The 24,049-nt window shown below is 32.7% G+C and carries 20 protein-coding genes and 1 pseudogene; 20 read left to right on the forward strand and 1 reads right to left on the reverse strand.

All coding sequences use genetic code 11. The annotated features are described in order from the left end of the window. The first annotated feature begins 103 nt into the window (after positions 1–103). The 18 genes and pseudogenes from ACW9JY_RS04640 (at position 104) to galT (ending at position 20,620) form a co-directional block, all read left to right on the forward strand. Entirely contained in the window at positions 104–448 is a 345-nt protein-coding gene (locus ACW9JY_RS04640) for an Asp23/Gls24 family envelope stress response protein (RefSeq protein WP_158245213.1), read from the forward strand. Between the two features lie 17 nt (positions 449–465). Then, positions 466–2,133, forward strand: a complete 1,668-nt coding sequence (locus ACW9JY_RS04645; protein ID WP_457283566.1) for a DAK2 domain-containing protein — start codon at positions 466–468, stop codon at positions 2,131–2,133. A gap of 53 nt (positions 2,134–2,186) precedes the next feature. Continuing rightward, the gene (locus ACW9JY_RS04650; protein WP_103065553.1) at positions 2,187–3,050 is read left to right on the forward strand and encodes a glycine--tRNA ligase subunit alpha; all 864 of its coding nucleotides are present in this window, start codon (positions 2,187–2,189) and stop codon (positions 3,048–3,050) included. Continuing rightward, on the forward strand, positions 3,040–5,109 hold the full coding sequence (glyS, locus tag ACW9JY_RS04655; RefSeq protein ID WP_457283567.1) for a glycine--tRNA ligase subunit beta: 2,070 nt from the start codon (positions 3,040–3,042) through the stop codon (positions 5,107–5,109). The genes ACW9JY_RS04650 and glyS overlap by 11 nt, the downstream gene beginning before the upstream one ends. A 26-nt stretch (positions 5,110–5,135) precedes the next feature. Further along, positions 5,136–6,236: a TM0106 family RecB-like putative nuclease gene (locus ACW9JY_RS04660; protein WP_457283568.1), complete on the forward strand. Its 1,101-nt coding sequence runs from the start codon at positions 5,136–5,138 to the stop codon at positions 6,234–6,236. A gap of 119 nt (positions 6,237–6,355) precedes the next feature. After that, positions 6,356–6,901 (forward strand): chromate transporter, encoded by a 546-nt coding sequence (locus ACW9JY_RS04665; protein WP_103065556.1) that lies wholly within the window; start codon positions 6,356–6,358, stop codon positions 6,899–6,901. Then, a complete protein-coding gene (locus tag ACW9JY_RS04670) occupies positions 6,898–7,461 on the forward strand; it encodes a chromate transporter (RefSeq protein WP_103065557.1) in 564 nt (187 codons plus the stop codon). The genes ACW9JY_RS04665 and ACW9JY_RS04670 overlap by 4 nt, the downstream gene beginning before the upstream one ends. 66 nt (positions 7,462–7,527) lie before the next feature. Continuing rightward, positions 7,528–8,226: a dTMP kinase gene (locus ACW9JY_RS04675; RefSeq protein WP_103077615.1), complete on the forward strand. Its 699-nt coding sequence runs from the start codon at positions 7,528–7,530 to the stop codon at positions 8,224–8,226. 1 nt (position 8,227) lies between these two features. Beyond that, on the forward strand, positions 8,228–9,688 hold the full coding sequence (gene cls, locus ACW9JY_RS04680; protein ID WP_457283569.1) for a cardiolipin synthase: 1,461 nt from the start codon (positions 8,228–8,230) through the stop codon (positions 9,686–9,688). Positions 9,689–9,995: 307 nt separating this feature from the next. Further along, complete coding sequence (locus ACW9JY_RS04685) at positions 9,996–10,937, forward strand: ABC transporter substrate-binding protein (protein WP_457283570.1); 942 nt, start codon at positions 9,996–9,998, stop codon at positions 10,935–10,937. Between the two features lie 27 nt (positions 10,938–10,964). Continuing rightward, positions 10,965–11,954 carry an ABC transporter permease gene (locus ACW9JY_RS04690; protein WP_103066005.1) on the forward strand — a complete coding sequence of 330 codons (990 nt, stop codon included), beginning with the start codon at positions 10,965–10,967 and terminating at the stop codon, positions 11,952–11,954. Next, positions 11,927–12,655, forward strand: a complete 729-nt coding sequence (locus ACW9JY_RS04695; protein ID WP_103066006.1) for an ABC transporter ATP-binding protein — start codon at positions 11,927–11,929, stop codon at positions 12,653–12,655. Before ACW9JY_RS04690 ends, ACW9JY_RS04695 begins: the two co-directional genes overlap by 28 nt. A gap of 134 nt (positions 12,656–12,789) precedes the next feature. Further along, positions 12,790–15,984 carry a UvrD-helicase domain-containing protein gene (locus ACW9JY_RS04700; RefSeq protein WP_457283571.1) on the forward strand — a complete coding sequence of 1,065 codons (3,195 nt, stop codon included), beginning with the start codon at positions 12,790–12,792 and terminating at the stop codon, positions 15,982–15,984. Beyond that, positions 15,974–16,093 (forward strand): annotated as a pseudogene (locus ACW9JY_RS04705) (CorA family divalent cation transporter); the annotation flags it as partial. The gene ACW9JY_RS04700 and the pseudogene ACW9JY_RS04705, both read left to right, overlap by 11 nt. Before the next feature lie 31 nt (positions 16,094–16,124). Next, the gene (locus ACW9JY_RS04710) at positions 16,125–17,348 is read left to right on the forward strand and encodes a M20 family metallo-hydrolase (RefSeq protein ID WP_457283572.1); all 1,224 of its coding nucleotides are present in this window, start codon (positions 16,125–16,127) and stop codon (positions 17,346–17,348) included. A gap of 43 nt (positions 17,349–17,391) precedes the next feature. Continuing rightward, positions 17,392–18,012 carry a CBS domain-containing protein gene (locus ACW9JY_RS04715; RefSeq protein WP_103066010.1) on the forward strand — a complete coding sequence of 207 codons (621 nt, stop codon included), beginning with the start codon at positions 17,392–17,394 and terminating at the stop codon, positions 18,010–18,012. Between the two features lie 144 nt (positions 18,013–18,156). Further along, a complete protein-coding gene (locus tag ACW9JY_RS04720; protein ID WP_457283573.1) occupies positions 18,157–19,608 on the forward strand; it encodes a glycogen synthase in 1,452 nt (483 codons plus the stop codon). Between the two features lies 1 nt (position 19,609). Then, on the forward strand, positions 19,610–20,620 hold the full coding sequence (gene galT / locus ACW9JY_RS04725; RefSeq protein ID WP_103078095.1) for a galactose-1-phosphate uridylyltransferase: 1,011 nt from the start codon (positions 19,610–19,612) through the stop codon (positions 20,618–20,620). Positions 20,621–20,889: 269 nt separating this feature from the next. Here the strand turns inward: galT and ACW9JY_RS04730 are convergent, their stop codons facing one another. Beyond that, complete coding sequence (locus tag ACW9JY_RS04730; RefSeq protein ID WP_103078096.1) at positions 20,890–21,978, reverse strand: glycerol dehydrogenase; 1,089 nt, start codon at positions 21,976–21,978, stop codon at positions 20,890–20,892. Between the two features lie 167 nt (positions 21,979–22,145). On the opposite strand from ACW9JY_RS04730, the gene ACW9JY_RS04735 reads away from it, so the two are divergent. Both ACW9JY_RS04735 and ACW9JY_RS04740 read left to right on the forward strand, forming a co-directional pair. After that, a complete protein-coding gene (locus tag ACW9JY_RS04735; protein WP_103078097.1) occupies positions 22,146–22,616 on the forward strand; it encodes a hypothetical protein in 471 nt (156 codons plus the stop codon). Between the two features lie 234 nt (positions 22,617–22,850). Next, the gene (locus tag ACW9JY_RS04740) at positions 22,851–24,038 is read left to right on the forward strand and encodes an ROK family protein (RefSeq protein ID WP_103078098.1); all 1,188 of its coding nucleotides are present in this window, start codon (positions 22,851–22,853) and stop codon (positions 24,036–24,038) included. The last annotated feature ends 11 nt before the right edge of the window (positions 24,039–24,049 follow it).

Raw genomic sequence — 24,049 nt, forward strand, 5'->3', positions numbered from 1 at the left:
GTGAGGAGGTAAAAGTACAATATTGAAGGTATTAAAAGTTAGTTACAATACGTGTTTTAGAGTTTCTAAAGACAGTAAATAATAAACTATGGAGGTGAACCTCATGTTAATAGAAACAGAATTTGGTACTGTAGATATAAAAAACGAAGTTATAAAAGAATTGGTTTATAAAGCTGTTATCGAATCCTATGGGACGGTTGAAATCTCTGGAAAACAAGGATTTTTTGATAGGATATCAAGTTTATGGTCAAAAAGTGAAGATAGAGGAATAAATGTATCGGAAAATGAAGAAAGCATAGTAATTGATCTCTTCCTCGTTTTTGAATATGGTCTCCCCATTAAAAAAGTTGCTCAAAATATACAAGAGAATGTTCATCACAGAGTTACCTCTATGTTAAATTTTGATAATATCAAAGTAAACGTGAGCATATCTGGCTTGAAATATTGAGAGAAGGTGTCTGTTGAATGCTCAAGTTTTTGTATGCAAAAGACCTATATCTAGCTTTAAAAAAAGGTACGGAAGAATTAGCTAAAAACAAAGATGAAATTAACGCCTTAAATGTTTTCCCTGTCCCAGATGGAGACACAGGTAATAATATGTTAGCGGGTATGCTCGAAGCTTGTAAAAGTATGGATGAAGTTGAAGATAAGAACGATATGAAATCTATGATGGAAAGTTTAAGAAGAGGCCTTTTGTTAGGAGCAAGAGGTAACTCAGGTGTTATTTTGTCACAAATATTTCGTGGAATAACAGAAATTCTCGAAAAAAAGAAAAGAATCAACACCCAAGATTTTATAAAGGCTCTCAAAAATGCTAAAGATAGAGCTTATAACGCCGTTATGAAACCAGTTGAAGGAACAATGTTGACTTTAATACGAAGATTGTCAGAAAAGATGGAAGAAACTATGTTCGAAGAAAAAGATTTTTTGGTTTTTTTCGATGCGATGGTAAAGTATTCATTTGAAATAGTAGAGGAAACCCCAAAATATTTAAAAAAATTACGCGATTCGAATGTTGTGGATGCTGGAGCAAAAGGACTTGCTTACATCATAAAAGGGATGAACGACGCACTTCACGGTGATATTGAAGTAGAACTAGAGGAATTAGAGTCTGCCACACCTGAACAAATAACAGAAATAGCCTATGAAGAACTAACATACCAGTATTGCACAGAAGCGATAGTAAAATTCCAGAAACAGCCTATACAAAAAAAGACCTTAGAAGAAATAAGGAGTTTTTTGGAAGGTCTCGGAGATTCCATCGTTTTAGTTAATCAGGATGACATATTAAAAACACACATACACACCAATCATCCAGGTCTTGTCTTTGAAAAGTTTTTAGAACATGGCGAATTAATCAAAACAAAGATAGACAACATGAAAGCTCAACATGAACACATTATAACAAAACAAAAAGAGGGCAAAACAGCCGATATAGAGCAAGCCAAAGTGGCCGTTAACAATAATTTGAACAATAAAAATTGGGGTGTGATTGCAGTCTCTCCAGGAAAAGGAATTTCAGAAATTTTTAAAAGCTTGGGAGTGGATCAAGTTATTTTTGGAGGTCAATCTACCAACCCTAGTGTAAAAGATATCTCAGAAGCAATTAATAAAATTACACAAAAAAAAGTAATCATACTTCCCAATAACCCAAATATAATTCTGGCTGCAGAAAAGGCCGCAGAGTTAACAGATAAAGAAATACTGATATTACCAACAAAACATGTTCAAGAAGGCATAAGTGCCATGCTTGGTTTCGATGACAATATGAACAAAGAAGAACTACAAGAATCCATGATGGGATACGTTAAATCAATCGTTCCAATTGAAGTTACTTATGCGGTCAGGGATTCTACCATTAAGGGTGAAAAGATCAAAAAAGGCGAGTACTTGATATTTCTTGGGAAAGAATTAAAAGCTCATGGAAAGAATGTTTATAAAGAAACGGAAAAAGTTTTAGAAGAACTAATAAAAAAAGGCTATGAAATCATTACTATAATTTATGGTGAAGGGGCTAAAAAAGAAAAAATCGATCAACTAGTAAAAAATCTGACCCAAAAATACACCAATATAGAGGTAGAAATTCACAACGGTGGACAGAGGCATTATCCACTTCTCATTTCCGTTGAGTGAAATCTGACAAATAATCATTTAATAATTTATCCAAGAAGAATGGAGGATTTGATTTGTACATTCAAGATGTGATTATGAACTTAGAAAAATATTGGTCCGATTTAGGATGTGTTATAGACCAACCTTATGATATTGAGATGGGGGCAGGGACATACAGTCCTGCCACTTTTTTTAGGTCTTTTGGAGCAAATGAATGGAGAGTTGCCTATGCTCAACCTTGTAGAAGACCAACAGACGGTAGATACGGCGAAAATCCGAATAGAATGCAACGATTTTATCAATACCAGGTAGTTATCAAACCTTCACCCAAAGACATTCAAGATCTATATATTAGGTCTTTGGAATCTTTAGGGATATCCCCTAAGGAACATGACATAAGGTTTGTAGAAGATAATTGGGAATCTCCTACTTTAGGTGCGTGGGGAGTTGGATGGGAAGTATGGTTAGATGGTATGGAGATTACTCAGTTCACGTACTTTCAACAGATGGGGGGCATCCCATTAACTTATATTCCCGTTGAGCTTACTTATGGAATTGAGAGAATAGCTATGTATTTACAGAATATCGACAACGTTTATGAAACCAAATGGAATAAAAATGTAAAGTACAAAGACATATATAAAGAAAACGAAAGGCAATTTTCTTACTATAATTTTGAAGAAGCTGATATAGACATGCTTAAAACACTTTACAATATGTATAAAAAAGAATTTCAAAGGCTAATTGCAAAACAATTATATTTACCTGCATACGACTATTTAGCAAAATCAGCACATGTATTCAACTTATTGGACGCAAGAAATGCCATTGGAGTTAACGAAAGGCATCAATACATATTGGATATAAGGAATATGGCGAAAAGCTGTGCAAAACTATATATCGACAGTTCAAATGCGGAGGTAATTGATGTTGAATAGAGCAATTTTTGAAATAGGTGTTGAAGATTTACCCCCATCAGAATTTGATAATATCCGAGCTCAATTAGAAGAAGAATTAAAAAAATCATTTGAAAAAAATGATTTAAATTTTTTATCCATGAATATCTTTATTTCCCCTCGTAGGTTTGGAGCTTACATCGTGGGCCTTCCAGATAAACAACCTGATAAAAAAGAAAAAAGAAAAGGTCCTCCAAAAAAGATTTGCTTTGATGGAAATAACCAACCCACGAAAGCACTCGAAGGTTTTGCTAAAAGCCAAGGTGTCCAGGTAAAAGATGTAAAATTTGAAAACAATGACGGCGCAGAATACGCATATATAGAGTCTGTTAAAGCGGGAGAACCTACAAAAATTATTTTACAAAATATCATTCCAGAATTGATAACCAACATGAATTTTGCCAAAAGTATGAGGTGGGGAAAAGGTAATTACACCTTTGTAAGACCGGTACATTGGGTCTTAGGTTTGTACAACAGAGAGATTTTAGAATTTGAAATATTCGATGAAAAATCCTCCAACAAAAGTTATGGCCATCGTTTTTTTGGTGAAGAGATATTGATTACAAATCCTCAAAGTTTCTTTAGTGAATTAAAAAAGAACTATGTAATCCCTCTATATGAAGAAAGAATAGAAGTAATAGAGAGAGAAATTCATGAGTTAGAAGATGAATATAATATCAAGATTTCTTTGGAAGAGCACGAGGATTTAATTCGAGAAATTGCCAAAATGACAGAATTTCCCAAAGGGGTAGTTGGAAGTTTTGATGAAAAATATCTTTTTCTACCCCCAGAAATTATTATTGTCACTGTAAGACACCATCAAAGAAGTTTTGTGGCGATGAAAGATGGAAAGGTAATCAATAAATACATAGCTTTCCAAGACGGCTTTGGCAGGAAAGGCAACGTTACAAATGGCTATACTAGAGTAATAAACGCAAGATTAGACGATGCGGCTTTTTACTATGAAGATGACTTAAAAGCGGATATACAGAAGAGGCTTGAAGATTTAAAGAGTATTACTTATCAAGTAGAATTAGGTAATTACAGAGAAAAATGTGAGCGAATATCAACACTCAGTTCAAAAATTGCCGAAAAACTGGGTTTTGAAAATTTAGATGTAGTTAAAAGAGCCGGGTTGTTATGTAAAATTGACATTCCTTCCAAAGTTGTATATGAATTTCCTGAATTGCAAGGAATTATGGCGAGAATCTATTTGAAACACAAAGGAGAAACGGAAGATGTTTTCTTAACGGCCCAAGAACACTACAAGCCTCTTTCGGAAAATGATGAAATATCTCAAAATTTAGTCGCTAACCTCGTCTCCTTAGCTGATAAAATAGATGACCTCGTTGGATACTTCGGTATTGGAAAGATCCCTTCAGGATCAAAAGATCCTTTTGGATTGAGAAGAAAAGCTTTTGGAATCTTAAGAATCTTAATATCGTTGGATTGGGACCTGAATCTTAAAGAACTTATCGATTTATCAGAAAAGACCTTCGTTGAAAGTGGAAAATCTAATATCTCAATAAAATCTGTAGAAAATGAGTTAATAAATTTCTTATCCAACCGTTTAGAAACCATTTTAGAAAGAGAAAAAATATCCAAAGAGGCTATAAATTCGGTTTTAATAAATATATATAAACCTTTAAGAGCTTACTTGGCTGCAAAATCTTTGGACAAGTTTATAAAAAAAGAAGAATTTCAAGATTTTATTATTGCCTTTCAAAGGGTAAACAATATTTCAAAAAATCATTATTCACAAGAATATCATGGAAGGCTATTCATAGAAGAAGAGGAAAAAAAATTATTTCAAAAATATTTGGATGTCAAATCCCAATTTGAAAACTGTTTGAAAAAATTAGATTACGACGGGGCAATTGAAAGCTTAATCTCTTTAAAAGAAAATATTGACAGATATTTTGATAACATCTTTGTTATGTCTGAAGACGAATCTATAAGAAGTAATAGACTAGGTTTTTTAAAATCTTTATCTGCTCTGTTTTATGAAATTGGAGACGTGGAAAAATTATACAAGGGCTAAATTTTAAGATAAGGCGTGTTTGAACAATGGATTTACTTTACTATGAAAATTTTAAAAGTTGTAGTTATTTTGTTCCTACCTATAAAAGGCAAGGCACATACTTTAAAATTAACCTAAATGGTTTGAACGTTGAAGCTAATTTTGAAAGTATTAACAACGGTGTAGTGAAAATCATTAGAATGGGGAACAATTTTAAAAAATCTTATTGGTTACATATATATACCGTATATAGATATTTCAAAGATAAAGGTGAACATATAAAAAGAATAGTCTTAGAAACATCCAATGGAAGTTACGAAATAAATGTTTCTGATATTCTTTTAAGAGAAAAATGGATAAAGAAAGAACTTAACAAACTTAAATCAACGAAAAAAGTCCATGGGCCACACTGCAAGTTCTGCAAAATTAAAAACCAATGTCATTTGCAATTTTTAAGGGAAGGAGATTATTCCGTAGTCCCAAATTTAAGTAAACCTATGATTGAGGATTTAAAAAACATGAATTTGGAACCCTTGACAGTTATAAAAACCAATCAAATAGAAAAATTAGACAAAAGATTCAAAAAACCTTTATACAATCTAAAGTCTCTAATTGAAAACCAAGTTTACGTTATTAATAAAAACTCTCTTCCACAAGATTACATAGTCTTTGACGTAGAAACTTACTTAAACAAAGACTTTTTGTTTGGATTTTTAGAAAATGAAACGTATGTTCCTTTCTTTTTAGGAAAAAACGAATACAAAAACGCTGAAAAAATGGTTGATTTTCTGTATGAAAAAGACAAGGTGCTATTGCATTACGATAAAAACGATCTCACAGCCTTAAAAAAACTTTCATCTAAATATCCTATGTTGAGAGATAAATTAAACAAGATCTCCTCAAAAACGTGTGATCTATACGAGATAATAAGAAAAAATTACAGCTTACCTGTTGTCTCTTATTCATTAAAAGACATCAGCAAATACTTTGGTTTTGATTGGAAAACAGAGTTAAATGGTTTTGCTGTTATACCCGAATACAAAAGCTATTTGAATGGCAATAAAAATGCTTTGAAAAATATTTTTAAATACAACGAAGATGATTGTCGAGCCACAAAATTAGTATTAGAAAGTCTTAAGACCATTTAATCCGTTCATAAACTCTCTAAATAAGACCTATGTATAGTTTATCAAATGCTGTACATAAGTCTTTTTTAATGTTAGCACAAGCAATTCTAAAAATTATATAGAAGGAGCTAATAGCATTTATGAAAGATTTATGGAATTTATTTATCACTTTTGCACGTATCGGGAGTTTAACTTTTGGCGGGGGCTACGCAATGTTACCAATGATTCAAGAAGAAGTTGTTAAAAAACACAATTGGGCAACTGATGAGGAAGTAATTGACTATTATGCCATTGGGCAGAGTACACCCGGAATAATCGCTATAAATACAGCTACTTTCATAGGTTACAAATTAAAAGGAATCCTTGGAGGAATATTTGCAACCTTAGGGATGGTCTTCCCTTCTATCGTAATAATAACCATTATTGCCATATTTTTCGAACAATTTCAAAATTTGCAAATAGTACAAAATGCTTTCGGTGGCATTAGGGTAGTTGTAGTTGCACTCATGTTGAACGCTATAATAAATATGTGGAAAAAGTCTATCAAAGATTACATAGGTATAATTATATTTTCAGTTGCTTTTATTGTTGTTGCCTTCCTAAAACTATCTCCAGTTGTAGTTGTGATAACTTCTTTCATAGTCGGATTGATTATACAACAAAATAAAGATGATGATAGAAAGTGAATTACATTATACTTTTTTTTGAATTCTTTAAAATAGGACTTTTTTCTGTAGGTGGAGGTTTAGCAACTATACCTTTTCTTCAAGATCTAGCTCGTAAGTATGATTGGTTAACCCTTAATGACTTAGCTGATTATATAGCTATATCCGAATCTACGCCGGGACCTATTGGAATAAACACAGCAACATTTGTGGGTTACAACTCGGGAGGTATTTTTGGTGGTATAATAGCTGTGCTGGGGATAGTGACACCTTCAATAATTATTATTACTACAATTGCCCATTACTTTCAAAGGTTCAATGAAAAACCATTTATACAAAGTGGATTTTATGCTTTAAGACCGGCAGTGGTTGGGCTGATAGGTGCCGCAACGTATGAAGTAGCAAAAGTTTCCTTATTTTATCTTGAGAGGCTTACAGAAACTCAAACTTTGGTTTCTGTGTTCAATTTTAAGGCTATAATATTGTTTCTAATCATCATTTATTTAATGAAACGATTTAAAAAGCATCCTGTAGTTTATTTGGCTTTAGGAGCGGCTGTTGGAATCATTTTTAAGTTTTAACTTATTAACTTAGTTAATCAGTAAAATAAGCACAGACACCTGTGCTTAAACGGTAGGAGGATATTTATGAAAAAAGGAATGCTTATTGTAATAGAATCTGGAACGGACGCAAGTGGCAAAGCCACACAAGCAGAAATATTGTCACAAAGATTAAAAGATGAAAAAATCAAGGCATTTAAAGTTGAATTTCCAAATTACAAAAGCGACTCTTCCGCTTTGATAAAAATGTATTTAAAAGGTGAATTTGGAGAAAATCCTGAAGCAATAAATCCCTACGCTGCTTCCACATTTTTTGCCGTGGACCGATTCGCAACTTATCAAAAAGAATTGAAACCTTTATATGAATCTGGTGGAATTTTAATATCTGATAGGTATACAACTTCCAACATGATATATCAATCTTCAAAATTCGAAAATCAAAGTGAAAAGGATGAATTTTTGGAATGGCTTTTGGATTTGGAATTCAACAAATTTAATTTGCCAAAGCCTGATTACGTAATATTTTTAGATATTCCTCCTAAAATAAGTATAGAATTGCTCAGAAAGAGAAAGGAAAAAATAATAGATCTAACAGGAAAAGATATCCACGAAAAAAATATTGAGTATATAAACAAGACATATGAAAATGCTAAATATGTTGCCCAAAAGTACAATTGGAAGATAATAAACTGTTTAAAAGAAAACGAAGAATTAAAAACAATCGAAGAAATTCATGAAGAGATTTACTCTATATGGAAAAACATAAGAGATTTAGGAGAAATATAAAATGGCCTTTGCTATAATTTTCAAATTTGGTTTTTGGACTTTTTTTGTATTAATATATGCTGTTGTTGCTACGACTGTCATCATCTTGGAAAGAAAAAGACCAGAAAAAACTATAAGTTGGCTTTTAATATTCGCCGTAATCCCACTTATAGGATTTGTAATCTATCTTTTTTTTGGAAGAAACTGGAAAAGAAGAAAACTTACCAGTGATATTTACTTGAATTCAAACACTACTTTATCGCAAGAAGAAAAAGAATGGCTAAAGAAGGTACTTGGGGAAAATGATATTCAATACTTACAACTAATTAATCTTTTAAAAAGGAACTCTAAGTCACCTTTATTTTTGGGAAACGACATAGAAATTTTTAAAAATGGGAAAGAAAAATTCTCTTCTTTCTTTAAAGAAATTGAAAACGCAAAAGAATCTATCAATTTAGAATACTATATTGTAAAAGACGATGAAACAGGAAAAAAACTCAAAGACCTCCTGATAAAAAAGGCTAAAGAAGGAGTAGAAATTAAATTTATTATGGATAAAATAGGTTCAGGACGTCTAAAGAAAAGCTATATAAAGCAATTAGAAAATGCAGGAGTTGAAATTGCTTTTTATAGCTATTTTTTATCGCCCTTACTTAAATTTGTAAATACTCAGGTAAATTACAGAAATCACAGAAAAATAGCGATAATTGACTCTAAAATCGGATTTATCGGAGGGATAAACATTGGAAATGAATACATTGGTAAAAGTAGTTTGGGATATTGGAGAGACCTCCACTTAAAAGTTAGAGGAGAGGCTGTAAACGGACTTCAAAAAATTTTCTTTGAAGACTATCAAACAATTGTAAAGGCAGAGAGAAAAAAAGAAAAAATAGATCCTAGTAAATACTTTAAAAAACAAGAGAGAAAAGGGAACTCTTTAATACAAATAGCGGTGAGCGGCCCAGAGTCAGAAAATTCATCCATAATGCAAACGATCCATAAGATGATTACTATTGCTAAAGACCATATATACATAGCTACCCCGTACTTCATCCCAAATGATAGTATTCTTTCGGCTTTGAAAATAGCTGCTCTTTCAGGTATTAAAGTAAAAATCTTATTTCCAGGAAAGATGGATCATTTTTTAGTATATTTTGCTTCAAGAACATATTTGGAAGAAATTATAAAATATGGTGTTGAAGTCTATTTTTACAGAAAAGATCGATTCATACACTCTAAATTTGTATCCATAGATGGTTTAATATCAACCGTAGGGACCGCAAATATAGATATTCGAAGCTTTGAACTGAATTACGAAGCAAATCTCTTAATATACGATAGGGAAAAAACTCAACAAATAGAAGATATTTTTCTTGAGGATTTAAAAATTAGTTCTCACATTTCTCAAGATTACTTCAATAATCAACCTTTCCTTATCAAATTTACCGAAGCATTCAGCAAAATTTTCTCTAATCTCTTGTGAAAATTAAAATTTTTACTTGACAATTCTTATTGATTGATGTATAATTTGGAAAATTAAATTTCAATTAAGCGAGGGTTACTATGAAAAAAATTTCATTACACTTTTTAACAAATCCTCTCAATGATGTAAAATCAAAAAATAATCAATATTTCTACTTTTGGTATTGGAAAGACACCCAACTTGGTGCCTTCCATTACCTATTAGCTAGCAAGTAGGTATAAGAAGAAACAAGTGGGTGTCTACGAAAAGTAGACACCTTTTTTTTAATAAATACGGAGAAAACAAAATCTCCAGGAGGTGTGAGGGTATGAAAAAAGTATTAACAACTTTGGTAATCGTTTCTCTATTCACATTTGCTTTCGGTGTAAAGATTGGCATCACACAAATTGTGGAACACCCTGCTTTAAACAAGATTTATCAGGGAATAGTTGATTACCTTGAAGAGTCAGGTGTAGATTTTGAATATGAGCATCAAAGTGCTCAAAATAGTTTTCAAAATGCGATAACTATAGCCAACAAATTCAAAACAGATGTAGATATAATAGTTGCAATAGCAACCCCTTCCGCTCAAGCAGCGGCAACTGAAATAAAAGATAAGCCGGTGGTATTCAGTGCCGTTACTGATCCAATCAGTGCAGGTTTGATCCCCAAATTTGGTAAAAATCCAGGAAATGTTGTTGGAATAAGCGATATGGTCCCTGTTGAAACTCATGTAAACCTTATAAGAACAATATTCCCTGATGCCAAAAATTTAGCAATCCTTTACAATACCGGAGAAGCTAACTCGGTTTTTTTAGCAGATCAAACCAAGAAATTTGCACCTCAACTTGGATTCAATGTAATAGAAATTACAGGAACGAACGCTAACGAACTTGTAACTTCCCTAAACGCTCAGGCAAACAGGATAGATGTTGCCTATCTATACACAGATAATTTGGTTGCTTCATCAGCTGAAATCTTAGGACAAGTATTTGAAAAAAACGAGATTCCGGTAGTTGCAGGAGATATTGATATAGCAAAGAAAACATCAGTTTTAGGTTTTGGCTTTGATTATTATCAAGTAGGAATAGAAACAGGAAAAATTGTCCTCGATCTTATAAACGGCAAAAAACCTTACGAAATTGAGTCAAGAATAGTGGGGGCAGATGCTCTAACCTTTTATATAAATTTGGACAGAGCTCAGGCACTTGATATAAATATACCTCAACAATTTTTAGACATTGCAGATGAAATAGTAGATACAAAATGATCATGAAAAAATTTTAGGAGGAAAATTATGGATTTAGTCGGTATATTAGAACAAGGATTAATAGCCTCCCTAGTTGCAATGGGCGTGTTTATAAGTTTCCGAGTCATCGACCTTCCGGATTTAACACCTGATGGATCGTATGTATTGGGAGGAGCGGTGACCGTTGCGTTTATGTACGCAGGCCTGCCTTGGATACTGTGTATGATTCTAGGTGGTTTAATGGCCGGTTTTTTTGGAATAATAACCGCACTAATACATAACAAATTAAAAGTCAATTCTTTGTTAGCTAGCATATTGGTTATGACCATGCTTTATTCGATAAACATAAGGGTCATGAATGGGCCGAACGTTTCTGTTCCAAAAGAAATAACAGCCCAGCAAGAAGCACAATACACGGAAAAAACGAAGTTAGATGACATTTTAGGTATGAGTAGCTTAAATGAAAGTCAAAGTAATTTACCAATAAACGATACCAAAAAAACCTTATCACCATTCAGAGAAAACTCTGGATATAATTCTACCATCCTAATAGCTTCGATAGTATTTGTATCTGCTCTTCTAACAATAATCTTTTTGAGAACGGAGTTAGGAATTGCGCTCAGGGGATACGGAGGTAACAAGGCAGGAATCAAAAACCTCGGTATGAATCCCGAAATTATGAGTATAATCGGATTATTTTTAGGAAATTTCTTCGCGGGGCTTTCGGGATCCTTGTTCTCTATGTACGGTGGATTTTCAGATGTAAATATGGGGCAAGGCATAGTTGTAACTTCTTTAGCCGCGGTTATTTTGGGGGAGATCATATTTGGCAGGTTTAATTCGTTCTATAACATGTTATGCCCCATAATTGGAGCTGTTGTCTATCAATTTTTACTGGCATTAGCTATGAGATATGGTTACATAATCGGCTTCCAATCAAGCGATATGAAACTAATAACTGCGTTGTTCATAATAATAGTAATAGGATTAAGGAGGGTAGAATTTAAAAAATGGTTGAGCTTAAAAACATCAGAGTAGTATACAATAAAAATCAAGTTAATGAAAAAAAAGCCTTGGACAAATTTGAACTAAGCGTTAAAAAGGGAGAATTCGTCACTATCATAGGTCCCAACGGTGCGGGAAAAACAACGCTTCTTAAAGTTTTAACCGGAGAGGTAGTGTTAGATGAAGGCAGTTTCACGCTAAATAACAAAAGCATAAAAAGAACCAAGCCCTACAAACTCTTTAGAAATGTTGGGATAGTGTATCAAGAACCTGATAGAGGTGTATTCCCTGATTTAACTCTTGAAGAAAATTTGATCTTGGGATCCAAAAAAGGCAACAGATTCTTTTCATTTGGAAAATATCAAGGATTAGAATTGTTGAAGTCTTTAAACATGGGATTAGAAAATAGGCTTAAAACAAAAGTCAAAGAATTTTCCGGGGGACAAAAACAGGCTCTCGCCATGGTACTTGCATCTATAACGAAGCCTGATCTTCTGCTATTAGACGAACATACTGCAGCTCTTGATCCCAAAAATGTCGAAAAGGTGATGGAACTAACAATGAAGATAAATAAAGAGCTTGGACTAACCATCATAATGATCACGCACAATATGAAAATAGTAGAAAAATATTCAAGTAGGATAGTGGAAATCAAAGACGGAAAAGTTACAAAAGATTTTGTCTACGAAAAAATACACAACAAAGAAGAATTTAAAAAAATTACAGCTAATTAAAAAATAAAAATAATTATAACTTATCTTCTAGACGCTCTATCCAGCAGGGCGTCTTTACTTTTTTAATCAATAATATAATTATGGTATAATATTTAAAACAGATTGTTTCAAAATTTGAAAGGACAAGATACTAAATGACTGTAAAAAAAGTTGATGTTTACAAAGAGATAGATGATCCAAACAGGAATTTCTTCATCTCGGCATCAGCGGGAACGGGCAAAACTTATATTCTTACACAATATTTTATAAAAGTATTAGAAAAGAATTTCCCAAATGCTGACATAGTTGATAATATTCTTACGGTGACCTTCACAAATAAAGCCGCCTCTGAAATGAAGAATAGGATTATGGAAGAGGTTTCAAACAAACTGGTTAAAAAACCTCCATATGGCATCAGCAAATTAGAATGGTACCAATATTGGAACGAAGTAAAAATTAATTTATCCCGCTCATGGATTAAAACTATAGACAGCTTTTGCTCAAGGATAATAAGAGAAAACAACATTTCCATGGGGGTAGACCCAAATTTTAGTATAATAAGCGATTTTCAAAGAGATCGAGAAGTTGAAAGATCGGTTTATTCTGCTCTAAGAGTCGCCTTAGAAATATATCAAGATAAAGAAATAGATTGGCTCAACTTCTTATCCACAAAAAGAAAGGAAAAAATAGAAAAGTATGTTGAAACTTTGAACAGAGAAAAAACAAAATTTAAAGAATCCTTTAAAAATATACTTTCTGAAATAGGATTGGACAAGTTTGAAAAAATAATTCAAGATATTGTTTCCAACTGGCGTATTGAAATGTCAAGAGTTTTATTAACTAATGATTTGGAATTAGCAGATAAAGAACTCACTGAACTTTACAAAAACTTCTTATGGCTTGTCAAAATTATTTCTCTTATCGCTAGTGAATTCTATTTGGGATTAACCATCGATAATTTTTTATACGATTTCAAAGCGGTTTTAGAAAAGGTTGCAGAAGAGTTCGAAAATAACCCCGATCTTCTTAAAAAGTACCAAAATAAATTTAAATATATCATAGTTGACGAATTTCAAGATACTAATTATCTTCAAAAAGAAATCTTTGACAAACTCCATACCACAGATAATTACTTTTTTTATGTTGGAGATAGAAAACAATCCATCTATCGTTTCAGAGGAGCGGATGTGTCTGTATTTTCTCGTTCTTTAACAGAAGCTCAAAACTCCGATGAAGAAGTTCTTTTAGGAAAATTAACTAAAAACAGAAGATCCCATCAACAAATCATAAATTTCGCGAATCGTCTTTCTGAATTCTCTTTATTTAAAAGAGATAATTTACAGATGCCAGATATCGATCCCAACCTTTTAGAAAATCTCTCTTTCCAAGAAGAAGATATATCAGAACCCGAAATCCCTCCCCAAGAGACCGAAACGATTCCCACGTTGAGTGAAGATGATACTAAAAGAGTTAAATACATAATAATTGAACCCACGGATGACAACGGATTAAACAACCAAGAAAATCGCCTTGCCATTGAAATAGAGACGTTGGCAAAAGTTATAAAAAAGTTGTTAGGACAAGAAATGGATTTCAAAGTAAGAAAAAATAATAAAGTATATTATGAAAGAAGAAAAATAGAACCAAAAGATATCGCTGTCCTTTCAAAAGAATTAAAAAATACAGAGAAAATACTTAGAACAACCTTTTTTAAATACAATATACCCTTTTATATATTCGGCAGCAAATCTTTTTACAACAGACCAGAAATTCAAGCTATTTTCGCTGCTCTCAACTCAATTCAAAATCCTCTCAACGACTACCAGTTTGTAAGGTATATGATGTCACTTCTAGTAGGTATGAGCTTTCAAGATCTTTCCAAATTAGTAGAAAAAAGGCAAGGAAGTTTCTTTGAAACCTTTGAAAATATGCAAAGCGAATTCCCTGAAGATGTAGTGGAAAGTTATAAAGTGCTTAAAAAGTACAAAGATCTCAAATACTATTTAACTCCTTCTTCTATACTGAAAGGTATAGTAAACGACAACAATTACTTCTCAAAACTTGCTTTAACAAATGATCCTGAAGTTTCAATATCAAATATAAAAAAACTTATAAACCAAGCCGAAGAATATAACAATATGGCAAATTCTTTTTCTGAATTGGTCAGATTTTTGAAAAATGCTTCTAATATCTCTGAAGAAGAGGCTTCTATAGAAGATGAAACATCTAACAGTGTGAAAGTAATGACCATCCATAAATCTAAAGGTTTGGAATTTCCTATTGTATTAATGATCGGTTTACACAACTCTATTTCAGGCACAAAAAATGGTTCTAATGCAGAATTTTCGATCCCTGATGCGACAGGAAATAGATATTACATCTTAAACAATGTATATAAAGAGAGCGTAGAAAACAGTGATCACTGGCTACTCAAATGGTTTAAAAACAATGAGTTTTTGGATAAAACCGAATCCAATAGATTAGTATATGTGGGAATAACAAGAGCGAAAGACTTGCTGATACCTATCTTAGTGTCCAATGAGAAAGCCGATACATTAAATAATTTCTTCTTAACTGTAAAAAATTCAGATATGATAGATATAATTCAATCTGATCATATTCAACAAGCACAAGAAAACGCCCTCCAACCTCTAAACCAAGATGAAAAAAATACTTTGTTTAAAGAAATACCTCAACAAAATCTTAAAGACTTAACCAATCTCTCATATAAAAAGTATATAGCCCCAACTTACATGATCAAGGAAATAAAAACTGAAGAATTAGATTTAATCGAAGACCTCAGTGGAACTATTCTATCTCCTTCAACTTATTTTGATCCAAAAAACATTTTTTCAGATCAAGAGCTTATCTTTAGAGGATCTTTTTTACACTCTAAACTAAGAAGTGCTCAAAACATAAGCCACATAAAAAATATGATAAAAAGCGGAGAGCTACCACAGGGTTTTGATGAATTAGATATAGTGAAAAAAGCCTTCACACCCACCGAGAATAAAATAATAAAAAATGAATGGAGACTCATGAAAAAATTGAATTTAGGAAAAAAAGAATACATGTTATTTGGGATTCCTGATAAAGTCATCATAGAAAATGGTGATATTGAGATTTTGGATTACAAATACTCAGAATTGAGAGATCCAAAAAAAATCAACGATTATAAATTTCAAATATTATTCTATCTTTATCTATTATCCGATTTTGGGACTCCAAAAAGGGGTCACATAATAAGTATCAAAACATTACAAGATCCCATAACTTTTGAATACGATCCCCACTTTGAAGAACAATTGATTACACTACTTTCGAAAGAGAAAGTTACAAATGAATTTTGAGAATATGCCAGAATTGCATTGGAAATTTGGGTATTTTATAATTTTAGGTATCATGGCAACTATAGCTATAATTATGATCATTATATTCAAAAAGAAGAAATGGTTTTGAATTACAAATACCTATAGGGAGGTATAATTCAATGAGAGAAAGTATAATTAAAAAAGTAGAAGAATTAAAAGAAGAAATTATTGAAAGTTCAAAAAAGTTTACATCAATTAATTCTGTCAACCCACGTGCAGGAGGACCTGGGGAAAAGAAAGCTGCAGAATGGCTAGAATCTTTGATTAAAGGCTGGAATTTCGATGAAATTAAAAGATACGACGCTCCTGATAATGCTGTTGAATATGGATACAGACCAAACATAGTTGCAATTTACAAAGGTCAAAATCCACAAAGAACTATTTGGTTTGTAACTCACATGGACAAGGTACCTGCTGGTGATATCAAATTGTGGGAAACAGATCCTTTTCAGCCGGTAGTAAAAGATGGAAAGATTTTTGGAAGGGGAAGCGAAGACAACGGAGCATCTCTAATATCAACATTGTTTGCCGTGAAAAGCATTATGGATTTAGGTATGAGGCCAGAAAACAACATCGCCTTAGCTTTGGTTTCAGATGAAGAAACGGGTTCAGAATTTGGAATAAAATACTTATTAAAACAAGGATTATTTAAAGAAGGAGATTGGTTCTACGTACCTGATGCGGGAGAACCTGATGGAAGTTTCATCGAAGTTGCAGAAAAATCGATTATGTGGTTAAAAATAACAACTATTGGGAAGCAAGGCCATGCATCAATGCCCAATATCTCCATTAACGCCCATAGAGCGGGTATGGATTTTGCAGTTGCGGCGGATAAATATTTCCATGAAACTTACAACCAACGAGATGACCTCTTTAATTATCCTTACTCTTCTTTTGAACCAACAAAAAAAGTATCAAATGTTGAAAACATAAATACCATTCCTGGAACAGATATTATATATTTCGATGGAAGAATTCTTCCAAATTATGACGTTGAGCAAATAATAAACAACCTTAAAAACCTGTCAAAAGAATACGAGAATAAATGGAATGTCAAAATAATAATTGAAGGGGAGCATCTTGAAAAATCAACAAAACCCACACCAAAAGACCATCCCTGTGTAGAAATGTTGAAAGAAAGTATAATGAATCTTAGAAATATAGAAGCTAAAGTTGGTGGAATAGGTGGAGGTACCTGTACAGCGATAGTCCGTGGGGCAGGGTTTCCTGCTGCTGTTTGGTCAACAATTGATGGAACAGCACATCAACCTAACGAATACGTGAAAATTGATAATTTAATTAAAGATACCCAAGTTTTCGCATACCTTATGAGTAATTTATAATTATATTGTTTTGAGCCTTACAGATTATATTGGGGGTTATATGATGTATGTAAAATTATGGCAAAATGATACTTTTCAAACAATTGAGTACACAGAAAACCTGCAAAAAGCCTTTGATAAAATAAACAGTGAAGAAGAAAATTTGGTCGTTGTGAGACGAGATGGAACTTTGTACAACCTCATCACTTTCAACGATATACCTACATTTTCTTCTTATGATTTTGATACGAAATTAATAGAATTATTAGATCCTACCGACTCTTTTTTATTTGACACTGACTTATTAGAAGATGCTCTAGTTTTGATGTTAGAAAACAGAGCGAGAGTTTTACCTGTTGTTAACAATGAAATGCGCCCTGTAGGAGTCTTTGGACTTTTTGAAGTTTTAAAAGCCTTTAAAACCATCTCAGCTATTGATGAAACAGGAACACGGGCATTAATAAAGATAAATGACGCTCCCGGTGAACTCGGCAAACTCTTGAGCATATTTGCGAATCGAAAAATCAACCTTCTTTCTCTAATGACCGCCAAAATAAGTGATGAAAAGAGAATGATCAGTCTTAAATTAGGTATTAAAAATATTGACCTCATTTCTGATATATTAGACGAAGAAAATATAGAGTATGAAGGTATATACGAAGAAAATGGAGATAAAGACAGGTAAAAAAGCTAATTGCGAATGGGCTGCGGAACCGAAATACTACTTCACCTTTCCTTATGGGTGGGGAGCGGGGTGAAAGGGCGCTAAAACAGTTTTTAGAATTTCTAAAGAAAAGATAGAATTACTCACTAGGAGGCGATACATATTATGAAAATAGCTTACGTATCCTACGAAGTTTCTCCATTTGCTAAAGCTGGAGGCTTGGCAGACGTAGCTGGAGCCTTACCAAAATATATAAAAAATGCAGGAGAAGATATATACGTTGTGATGCCTTTTCATAAAAACATAGAAAATAATTTTAATACTTCTAAATTTCAGCTTGTAAAAACAGGTTTAATACCTGATTCTCATACACATAAGTCTCCTTTTAGTGTTTATAAAAGTTATTTAGAAGGTTCCTCTGTAGCAATTTATTTTATTAAAACGAACACCCTCTACGATTCAAAAAACATATATGATGAGGAAAATATCTTTTTGAAAACTTCGTATTTTTGTGACTCTGTTTTAAAAACTATAAAAGAATGTGAACCAGACACAAACGTTATCAACGTAAATGACTGGCATACTTCTCTTATACCTGTATATCTAAAAACCAATTATTTTCAAGACAATATTTTAAAAAAGATAGCCACAATATTAACTATTCACAACATAGGTTATCAAGGGCTTTTTAACCCTGAAGTACTAAATCAGGCTGGATTACCTAATTACCTCTTCAATATAAACGCCTTGGAATATTATGGAAAAGTAAATATATTGAAAGGTGGAATTTTGTTCAGTAATATAATAAATACAGTAAGTCCCACTTATGCAAAAGAAATACAGAGCGAAGAATACGGATATGGACTTGAAGGTATATTGAAGGTTCGATCTGAAGATTTGTTTGGTGTATTAAACGGCATTGACTACAGCATTTATGATCCTATAAAAGATCCTCACATTTTTTATCCCATTGAATCATACAAAGACAAATTAAAAAATAAAACAAGTTTGCAGGAATACTTAGGGCTCGTTAAGGATGAAAATATAACGCTAATCTCTTTTATTGGTAGGCTCTTTGAGCAAAAAGGAATCGATTTAATTTCAAAAATAATAGACCTTTTGTTACTCACTGATATTCAATTTGTGCTATTAGGAACAGGAGATAAAAAATACGAAGAATATTTTGCTACTTTGACAAAGATTTATCCTAAAAAAGTTTCCATCAACATAACCTTCGATGTAGATCTAGCCCAAAAAATATACGCTGGATCTGATATATTTTTAATGCCCTCTAAGTACGAACCATGCGGATTAGGCCAAATGTACTCGATGAGATACGGCACCGTTCCTGTTGTAAGATACACAGGGGGATTGAAGGATACGGTTTCGGAATACAACCCAAAAGATAAGAAAGGAACAGGATTCGGATTTTATGAATACCAAGAAGCGAATTTATTATACACTTTAATGAAAGCCGTATACTTTCACCAAAAAAAGAAAGATGACTGGACAAATATTTTTGAAAACTGTATGAAAGAAGACTTTTCTTACGAAAAAACCGCGAAGAAATACATCGAATTATACAAAATCGCCCTTGACAAAAAACGAGGTTATTAAAATGATGGAATTAAGAAAAGATCCTATAATAAAAAGATGGGTTATAATATCTTCCGAAAGGTCGAAAAGACCCATGGATTTCAAAAAACAACAGCAAAAAACAGAAAACTCCTTCTGCCCTTTCGATTATGGAAATGAATACAGTACGCCGGAAGAAATAATAGCCTTTAGAGACGCTAACTCTACTCCAAACTCCCCAGGATGGTGGGTTCGTGTTGTTCCAAATAAATTTCCAGCACTCGACTCTGAAAACAAATTGAAAAAACAGGGTGTCGGGATATATGACCAAATGTCTGGCTATGGATACCATGAAGTCATTATAGAAACACCACAACACAACGCAAAATTAGCCGATATGCCAATGGATCAAATAAAAGAAATAATATGGGCTTACCTAAAAAGATTTCAAACAATAAGAAAAGACGAAAACATAAAATACGTTCAAATATTCAAAAACAAGGGAGAAGAAGCTGGCGCTTCCCTTTTACATCCACACTCACAACTCATCGCTACTCCTATCGTTCCTATTACGATTAAATCCGAAATAGAAGGCTCCAAATCTTATTATGACTTTCGAGAAAGATGTGTTTATTGTGACATAATAAACCAAGAGTTAAAGGACAAACAAAGGGTCGTTTTCAAAACAGATGAGTTCATTGTTATAGAACCTTACGCCTCCAGATTTCCATACGAAACATGGATACTTCCACTCAAACATTCACATGACTTTGGGTCCCTAGAAAACAATCCGGCATCAGTTGAAGATTTAGCAAAAACCCTTTCGATTATAACCAAAAGGTTTGATAAAAAACTCGACGATCCACCATTTAATTTATTCATACACACTTCACCGTTTATAGACGGGCTGGAACTATATTATCACTGGCATATAGAAATATTACCTAGATTAACTAATGTTGCTGGTTTTGAATGGGGCACAGGATTTCATATAAACCATGTTTCTCCCGAACAAGCCTGCAGTGACCTTATAGAAGAAAAAGACATTCTTTAAAAACGAGGAGAATCAACTATCCAACAGCTTGTGGAGACACTTATTAAATTTATTCCAATATGAAACATTCATACGTATGCAAAGGCAGCTAGGATAAAAACAAATAAAATGGTAAAAAACGTAGAAATTCCTTATTGCCTTAATAAATTTAGTTTAACTTCGGCTTAATTACCCACAGTTTTTGTGTTAGAACCTTATATTTTTTAAATAAAAAAGTCCCTTCATGAATTTACAATTCAAGAAGGGGTTTTAATTCTAAATTAGGTTAATCATTTATTAAAATTTTTTGAAAGGGCATCAACTGCTAAGATTGCATCTTTAACCATTTCTGCATCTACAGCAAATGGCATATTGTGGATTGTCTCATCTTTAGAGCAGCTTGCTTCTGCTACTTTAAGAATTTTATTATCAGTAACCTCAGTTATTCCCAGGTCAGCAAGGGTAGTCGGTAAACCAACTTCTTGGCAAAAATTCATAACCTTTTCTATTTCGGCTGGATCTCTACCTTCTAATACCATCTGGACTAAAGTAGAATAAGCTACCTTTTCACCGTGAGTTTTAGCATGTGTTTCTTCTAAAACCGTGAAACCATTATGGATTGCATGAGCTGCAGCTAAGCCACCACTTTCAAAACCAAGTCCACTTAATAAAGTATTAGCTTCGATAATTTTTTCTAATGCTTCAGTTACTACACCAGCCTCAGCTGCTTTTTTAGCACTAACTCCATATTTTAATAATGTATTATAACAAAGCTCAGCTAAATAAAGAGCTGTCATTGTTGGTGTTCCACCTGACATCGCCGTTTTTCTAGTTACAGCTGAAGCAGTAGCTTCAAAATAAGTTGCCAGCGCATCGCCCATTCCAGAAACTAAAAATCTAACTGGTGCTTTTGCTACAATTTCAGTATCAACAATCACTATATCCGGGTTTTTAGGTAAGAATAGATATTCCTCAAACACTCCATCTTCTGTGTAAATTACAGATAATGCACTGCAAGGAGCATCTGTGGCTGCAATAGTTGGTACAATAACTACTGGGAGTTGAGAATAATAAGCTACAGCTTTAGAAGTATCTAACGTCTTACCCCCACCCATTCCAATTATTATATCTGCATCTTCTGCAGCAGCTTTTTTCTTAAATCTTTCTATCTCTACTTTTGAACATTCCCCTTTAAAAAATTCAATCTCATAATCAAAATTCTTCAGACCTGTTTCCAAATCAGCTAAAAATAATTCTTTAACTATAGGATCAGCTATTATTAAAGCTTTTTCTCCAAGATTTTTAATATAGTCTCCAATTTGCTTAATCACTTTTTTGCCCTGAACATATTTTCCTGGCGATGTTAAAACTTTTGTCATTAAAAACACCCCTTTATGATAATTTTTTCACAATCAAATTATACTACAACATTTTTTGAATGTCAAATTAAATTCATTCAAGTGACGACACGGTTGATAAATGTTCAAAAAATACACTTGACTGGATAGGAAAAGCTGTTTTAAAAACTATCTACGATCTAGACAACATGAGTCAAGAAGTTTCGGTACAAGTAAAAGGCAAAATTATAAACAATCATTTCAAGTTAGTCGATGTTCAAAGCAAACTCATCACTAATTATGTAAATTACATGACGTATCTAAAACTAAAGCAACTTTCCAAATATGGGGATGTAGAAGAAGAATTAATTGAATTTTTTAAAGAAAAAATTGCCTTTGATTTGATCCCCTTACAAAAAAGAAAGGTAAGAAAAAATATTGGACCGATTTCCGATTCATGGTACAATATCGAAGATATAAAATGGATGAACCAAATTAGAGAAAAAATACCTAACTTTAGAGATTTCATGGATGTATTTTTGAACGTATTTGAACTAGGATTTTCAAAGGAAGAAGCTATTATAATAGCAAAAGCAGAGTTGGGAATTGAGGAAGATTTACAGGCAGAAGTTGAACATTATCTGCATAGATTAAAAGAAGAAAAATTAATAGAAATGTGAGATTTACACTATTATATTGTGGCACTCTATATGAGTGCCTCATTTTCTATTTTTAAGAAAGAGCTAGTTAAACGCTTTTAAATAGATCCAATCTCTCGTAATTGTTCATAATCTGCTGTAATCAAACTTGACTATCTTTGTAAATAGTTTTATGATTCAAATAAACTTACTTTCGATAGTAAAGAAAGTAAGACAATAAAATCATTTTAAAATTTATAGAAAAGAGGAGAAAAATTGGCTTTAGTAGGTAGCAGAGAATTAATTAGGGACATAAATGAGAAAACAATATTAAAGGAAATCTTTTTAGAAAAACAGATCGATAGAGCTTCACTGGCGAGAAAAACAAGTTTGAGTGGAGGAACTGTCACAAAGATTACCTCTGATTTACTAAAGAAGGGTTTAATCAGGGTAGTTGGAGAAAGCACTTCGACCGGAGGAAGAAAGCCCGTCCTCTTAAGTATTAATCCAAATTTCGGAAATATATTAGGTGTGAAGATAGGTTTGGGATATCTTCAACTGATAATCACAAATCTATCTGGAAAAATCTTATCTCAGCAACGAAAGGAGTTTGGAGAAGAGCTTGACCCACATAAAATTTCCTATCTTATTAAAGAATACGTGGAACAAAAAAACAAAAATCATTTAATTGGTGCTTCTGTAGCTGTTTCAGGTACAATCGATTCAATAAAAGGTGTTGTTCTAGATTCTTTCATTTTAAATTGGAAAAACGTTGAACTTGGGAAAATCTTAAAAAATATATTAAAGGTACCTATTTACATAATAAACGATGCTGATTCTTTCACTCTTGCTCACTTATGGAAAGGAAAATTAAAAAAACATAAACATGCCTTAGTTATGATTCTCGGGGTTGGAATAGGGGGTTCACTTATTGTGAATGGAAATCTTTACACTGGAAACGGCGGCGCCGGAGAAATTGGACACATGACTATAAAAGAGAATGGAAATAAATGTAGTTGCGGCAGCTATGGATGCTTAGAAGCAGAAGCTAGCTTTGAATCTTTGGTTAATAAGATCTACACAAAAAGTGAAAACACCCTTCTCAAAGAGTATTATAAAACGTTTAAAAATACAGAGTTATCAGAAATTGACTTTATCAGATTATCTTTAAAAGAAGATCCTCAAGTATCACACGAGGTTTTCAACGAATATTCTACATTAATAGGGACAGCTATAAAAAATTTAATCAATATTTTTACTCCTGAATACGTTTTGATAGGCGGAGAAGCCTTAGAGTTTTCAGATTATTTTTTAGATAACTCTGTAAACTATGCAAGAAAAAATGCCTTCGGAAATTTAGGTGAAAGGGTGATTTACGATGTTGATAACTTAGGACCAAAAGCATGGATGTTGGGGGGTGTGTATCAAGTAATTCAAGAGGAGATGTTTTATATCAAAGTATGAGGAGGAGGTAT

This window comes from Petrotoga sp. DB-2 (assembly GCF_054051725.1).

What these genes read in the sequence shown, in the direction of transcription:
- ACW9JY_RS04690 (WP_103066005.1), top strand. Translation starts at nt 10,965, where the DNA reads ATGGATTTAGTCGGTATATTAGAACAAGGATTAATAGCCTCCCTAGTT.
- ACW9JY_RS04720 (WP_457283573.1), top strand. Translation starts at nt 18,157, where the DNA reads ATGAAAATAGCTTACGTATCCTACGAAGTTTCTCCATTTGCTAAAGCT.
- galT (WP_103078095.1), top strand. Translation starts at nt 19,610, where the DNA reads ATGATGGAATTAAGAAAAGATCCTATAATAAAAAGATGGGTTATAATA.
- ACW9JY_RS04695 (WP_103066006.1), top strand. Translation starts at nt 11,927, where the DNA reads ATGGTTGAGCTTAAAAACATCAGAGTAGTATACAATAAAAATCAAGTT.
- ACW9JY_RS04660 (WP_457283568.1), top strand. Translation starts at nt 5,136, where the DNA reads ATGGATTTACTTTACTATGAAAATTTTAAAAGTTGTAGTTATTTTGTT.
- ACW9JY_RS04685 (WP_457283570.1), top strand. Translation starts at nt 9,996, where the DNA reads ATGAAAAAAGTATTAACAACTTTGGTAATCGTTTCTCTATTCACATTT.
- ACW9JY_RS04715 (WP_103066010.1), top strand. Translation starts at nt 17,392, where the DNA reads ATGTATGTAAAATTATGGCAAAATGATACTTTTCAAACAATTGAGTAC.
- ACW9JY_RS04675 (WP_103077615.1), top strand. Translation starts at nt 7,528, where the DNA reads ATGAAAAAAGGAATGCTTATTGTAATAGAATCTGGAACGGACGCAAGT.
- ACW9JY_RS04710 (WP_457283572.1), top strand. Translation starts at nt 16,125, where the DNA reads ATGAGAGAAAGTATAATTAAAAAAGTAGAAGAATTAAAAGAAGAAATT.
- ACW9JY_RS04665 (WP_103065556.1), top strand. Translation starts at nt 6,356, where the DNA reads ATGAAAGATTTATGGAATTTATTTATCACTTTTGCACGTATCGGGAGT.
- ACW9JY_RS04735 (WP_103078097.1), top strand. Translation starts at nt 22,146, where the DNA reads ATGAGTCAAGAAGTTTCGGTACAAGTAAAAGGCAAAATTATAAACAAT.
- ACW9JY_RS04700 (WP_457283571.1), top strand. Translation starts at nt 12,790, where the DNA reads ATGACTGTAAAAAAAGTTGATGTTTACAAAGAGATAGATGATCCAAAC.
- glyS (WP_457283567.1), top strand. Translation starts at nt 3,040, where the DNA reads ATGTTGAATAGAGCAATTTTTGAAATAGGTGTTGAAGATTTACCCCCA.
- ACW9JY_RS04730 (WP_103078096.1), bottom strand. Translation starts at nt 21,978, where the DNA reads ATGACAAAAGTTTTAACATCGCCAGGAAAATATGTTCAGGGCAAAAAA.
- cls (WP_457283569.1), top strand. Translation starts at nt 8,228, where the DNA reads ATGGCCTTTGCTATAATTTTCAAATTTGGTTTTTGGACTTTTTTTGTA.
- ACW9JY_RS04645 (WP_457283566.1), top strand. Translation starts at nt 466, where the DNA reads ATGCTCAAGTTTTTGTATGCAAAAGACCTATATCTAGCTTTAAAAAAA.
- ACW9JY_RS04640 (WP_158245213.1), top strand. Translation starts at nt 104, where the DNA reads ATGTTAATAGAAACAGAATTTGGTACTGTAGATATAAAAAACGAAGTT.